This window comes from Pseudomonas sp., assembly GCF_035277045.1.
Classification (GTDB): domain Bacteria; phylum Pseudomonadota; class Gammaproteobacteria; order Pseudomonadales; family Pseudomonadaceae; genus Aquipseudomonas.
Map to the genome: position 1 here is coordinate 1 of NZ_DATELE010000016.1, position 3,961 is coordinate 3,961.

General features: G+C 64.6%; 5 protein-coding genes and 2 pseudogenes. 2 read left to right on the forward strand and 5 right to left on the reverse strand.

The genetic code is table 11. From position 1 onward, the window contains the following. Together VJS90_RS00655 and VJS90_RS00660 are read left to right on the forward strand one after the other, a co-directional pair. Nucleotides 1-472: SCO family protein (locus VJS90_RS00655; RefSeq protein ID WP_324118123.1), on the forward strand; the 472-nt coding region annotated here is incomplete at its 5' end. Beyond that, nucleotides 472-951 carry a copper chaperone PCu(A)C gene (locus tag VJS90_RS00660; RefSeq protein ID WP_324118125.1) on the forward strand — a complete coding sequence of 160 codons (480 nt, stop codon included), beginning with the start codon at nucleotides 472-474 and terminating at the stop codon, nucleotides 949-951. The genes VJS90_RS00655 and VJS90_RS00660, both read left to right, overlap by 1 nt. A 42-nt stretch (nucleotides 952-993) precedes the next feature. Here the strand turns inward: VJS90_RS00660 and VJS90_RS00665 are convergent, their stop codons facing one another. From VJS90_RS00665 to VJS90_RS00685, 5 genes and pseudogenes are all read right to left on the reverse strand, one after another. Continuing rightward, nucleotides 994-1,218 carry a hypothetical protein gene (locus VJS90_RS00665; RefSeq protein ID WP_324118127.1) on the reverse strand — a complete coding sequence of 75 codons (225 nt, stop codon included), beginning with the start codon at nucleotides 1,216-1,218 and terminating at the stop codon, nucleotides 994-996. A 181-nt stretch (nucleotides 1,219-1,399) separates the two neighbouring features. Further along, nucleotides 1,400-1,723: an AzlD domain-containing protein gene (locus VJS90_RS00670; protein ID WP_324118129.1), complete on the reverse strand. Its 324-nt coding sequence runs from the start codon at nucleotides 1,721-1,723 to the stop codon at nucleotides 1,400-1,402. Next, nucleotides 1,720-2,421, reverse strand: a complete 702-nt coding sequence (locus tag VJS90_RS00675; protein WP_324118131.1) for an AzlC family ABC transporter permease — start codon at nucleotides 2,419-2,421, stop codon at nucleotides 1,720-1,722. The genes VJS90_RS00670 and VJS90_RS00675 overlap by 4 nt, the downstream gene beginning before the upstream one ends. Nucleotides 2,422-2,506: 85 nt before the next feature. After that, nucleotides 2,507-3,178: pseudogene (locus VJS90_RS00680) on the reverse strand (sel1 repeat family protein). A gap of 166 nt (nucleotides 3,179-3,344) precedes the next feature. Next, nucleotides 3,345-3,961, reverse strand: a pseudogene (locus tag VJS90_RS00685) (hypothetical protein); the annotation flags it as partial.

Sequence of the window (3,961 nt, forward strand, 5' to 3'; positions counted from 1 at the left end):
CCGCTCCTTCAAGCTCAAGGACACCCAGGGCAACGTTCGTACGCTCTCCAGCTACTACGGCTCGATGCCGATGTTCTTCTTCGGCTTCACCCAGTGCCCGATGGTCTGCCCGACCACCCTGGCGCGCGCGGCGCAGATCAAGAAGCTGATGGGCCGCGACGCGGGTTTCCTGCAGGTGGTGTTCATCACCCTTGATCCTGAGCGCGACACGCCCGAAGTGCTCGATGCCTATGTGAAGGCCTTCGATCCTTCGTTCACCGCGCTCACCGGCACTCCCGAAGAGATTGACGCGGTGGCCAGGGAGTTCAAGGTGTTCCACGAGAAGGTTCCTGCGGGCGATACGTACACCATCTCGCACACGTCCACCAGCTACGTCTACGATTCACGCGGCACCTTGCGCCTGAGCCTCGGCCATTCGCTGAATGCCAAGGAATGCACCGAAGACCTGCTCGCCCTCATGGAGATCTGCTAATGGCTGTTTCGATTCCAGTATTCAAGCGTGGCCTCGCGGCCCTGGCCCTGTGCGCCCTGGCGCTGCCCGTGCTCGCCGACACCACCGTCAGCGACGCCTGGGTTCGTGCCAGCGTGCCACACCAGCAGGCCACCGGCGCCTTCATGACCCTCACCGCCAGCGACGACAGCAAGCTGCTCAGCGTTGCCTCGCCGGTTGCCAAGACCGTGCAGGTCCATGAAATGACCATGAACGGCGACGTCATGGGCATGCGCGAAGTGACCAGCGTCGCGCTGCCCGCCGGCAAGGCCGTCAGCCTTGATCCGAGCGGCCTGCACGTGATGCTCATGGGGCTGGTCGATCAGGTGAAGGAGGGCCAGCAAGTACCTCTGACCCTCACCATTGAAGACAGCAAGGGCCAGCGCCAGACGCTGCAGGTCCAGGCGCCCGTACGGCCGCTGACCGCTGGCGCCGGTCACGAGCACATGCACCAGCACTGAGCTGCGCCGTCACCGCAATGACCTGACAGGCACGGTGCCCGCTCACCGAAAGCGCGGCAGCGGCCTGTCGGTATTCAGCGAGGTCAGTGTCCTTCTAACTTGCACTTCATCAGCCTCCAGTGCCTTGAGGCTTTCGCGGATCTTGCCTGCCGCGGGCACATCGCCCTGCCGGTCGATCCAGTCGGCGATCTCCGTGCAGGCGCTGGTCAAACGGGATTGACGCTGATTGATCAACGTCAAAAGGGTCGTGAGCTCTTTTGCGGACATGATGGCATCCTCCATTTCAGCCCTGACAGTTTAGCAGCGCACGGCAAGGGCGCTGGCCTGCAAGCGATAATCAGCGCTCAGCGCAAAGCGCACTTCGATACGCCCGCGGGGTCATCCCCTAACGCCTGTTTGAACTGCCGGTTCGGATGACTCTGGCCCGCGAACTCCCGGGGCTGGGCGCTCATGCCGCGCCGGTCATCCAGGTGCGCAGGATGAAGAACACCACCATGCTCACCAGCATGCTCAGCAGCACGCTGCGGGTCCACAGCACCAGCACCACGGCGACCACCGCGCCCAGCAGGTAGGGGTTGTCCAGGCCAAGGTCGAGTTGATGGCCCGGCAGGAAGATGATCGGGCCGCAGATGGCGGTCAGCATGCCGGGCACCGCAAAGCCCAGGAACTGCCGGGCATTGGAGCTCAGGCGCAAGGGCAGGCGAGGTTCCAGGAACGCATAGCGGTTGAGGAACACCACCAGCCCCATGCCGATAATCAGCAGCAGGATCATGCCCGTGCCCCCGTGAATTTCTGGCAGGCAAAACCGGCCGCCATTCCAAGCAAGCCCGCGAGCACCAGGGCGGTTTCCCAATGCCAGGTGCTGAACAGCACCGAACAGAACAGCGACACCGCCACGCACACCACGGTGGGCACATTGCGCACCAAGGGTGCGATCAAGGCCACGAAGGTCGCGACAATGGAGAAGTCCAGCCCCAGCTGGTCCAGGTGTGGGATGTTCTGGCCCAGCAGGATGCCGGCCAGGGTGAACAGATTCCACGCCACGTAGAAGGTCAGCCCGACGCCGAGGGCATACCAGCGGTTGAACTGCGCCTGGTCATGGCGGTTGGTCAATGCGAAGCACTCGTCGGTGAGCAGGAAACCCAGGCCCAGCCGCCAGCGCAGTGGCAGCCCGGACATCACCGGGCGCATCGACAAGCCGTAGAGCAGGTGCTGCGAGGTCAGCAGCAATGTCGTCAGAAGAATCGAGAACAGACTCGCGCCGCCCTTGAGCATGCCGATGGCGACCAGTTGCGCAGCCCCTGCGAAGACGATGGCCGATAACCCCTGACCTGCCCACGGGCTGAGGTCGGCTTCGATGGCCATGGAGCCTGCCAGCAGGCCCCACGGGGCAACGGCCAGCGACAGTGGCAGGATGGCGATGGCGCCGAGGACAAAGGCCTGGCGTGCTGTGGAGGCGTGGATGGACATGGCAGGAACGACTGATGGACAAGGCAGCCAAGCATGCCAGAGGCGCGGCTGTCTGGCTTGAACGATCTTGCTCTGCGCGCGCCTGTCAGTGATTGCTCAGCAGACGCTGCTGGGCGGCGGTGCAGCCGTTGATCTCCACCGCTTTCTGCAACAGCGACTGGCGATGCTGCGGATCGAGGTCGCTCAGCAGACGGTAGACCTAGGCCTGGTAGTCACGCTGGCGGCCCCACTGCATCTGCAATCCTTGCGGACGGCTGCGGTTGCAGGCCAGCCGCACGGCAGGCTGGGGGTAATACGGCGCATACAGGGTAGCCATCGCCGGGATGGACTCCATCGACGCCCGGTAGGCCTTGCTGGCACTGTAGGGCGGACACCAGGTGGCGATGGCCGGGGCAGGGGGCGCGAAACCTTGTTGCAGGCTGGCCTGCAGCAGCGGGCAGGCAGCATCCGGAATCTGATTGGCGGGCAGGTAGGTCATGTAGTAGAGCGCGAGCCGGTACTGCGCGACGGGGTGCCCCAGCGCGACGGACTTTTTCAGCAGGGCGACCGCGGTGGGCAAGGTGCGGGCCATGGCCTGGCCTTGCCGGCTCAGTTCCGGATCACCCTCGGAGGCGCGCAAGGGGCTCGGCTCTTCCTGATTGTCGGCCTGCTCGAGCAGGGGCAATGCCTGGCGATACAGCAGGTCGGCATGCGGATCGATGTTCACTTCCAGCGCCTGGCTGGCGATCGGCAGGCATGCGGCGAGCAGGGCAGGCATGGCGCGGACGCAGATCACTGCTGGGCCTGCGGCGAGGAGCGTGAGCCGGCGATGGCCGGGCGATGGACGACTTCAAGGTTCATGGCAGTACTGGACGTCTCAGGCGAATCAGGAGCGACAAGGTCCTATTCTAGCGATGCCTGAGGTGTGCCGAAACCCACTTCCATCAGTCTCTGACGAGCTTGATCGGGGTGACCCTGCGATTCGGGCGCTTTTCCTGGGCCAGGCCGAGCCTGGCGAAGATGATCTTGGCCAACGCATTGTTGCCCAGGTCGTTGAGGTGCAGGCGGTCAACGAAGAGGTTTTCGGCGAACACCGGCGAGCTGCTGAGCATGCTGTTCATGTCATGGCAGCGGACCGGTTCGCACTGGTCTTTGATGCGCCCGAAAAAGTCGGCGTGCAGCCGGTTGTCGAGCACGCCGGCCAGCAGGTGGTCGAAAGGGCGGGGTTGTTTTTCAAGGGACTTCAGCATGCGCTGCTCGCCAAGGGGTGGCGTGTCCCGGCACCACGGCAGCAGCGGCTGCAGGATGAATGTCAGGCTGGCCTGACTGCCGGCCAGCAGTCGCTGCCACTGCTGCATGGCGCGGCCGATGCTGTCGGCGGCGCCGGCCAGACGCTTGCCGGGGGGCGACAAGGGTTCGATCTCAAGCGCCGGAAAAGCGCTGCGCGGCGGTGCCAGCACCTGGCGCAGCCGCTGGATCAGTGACGCCGGCTGCGCCGGCTGTTCGCCCGCCCACGTGCGCCCCAGCGCCTCATGGGCCAGGGTATTGAGCCCGCTGAACA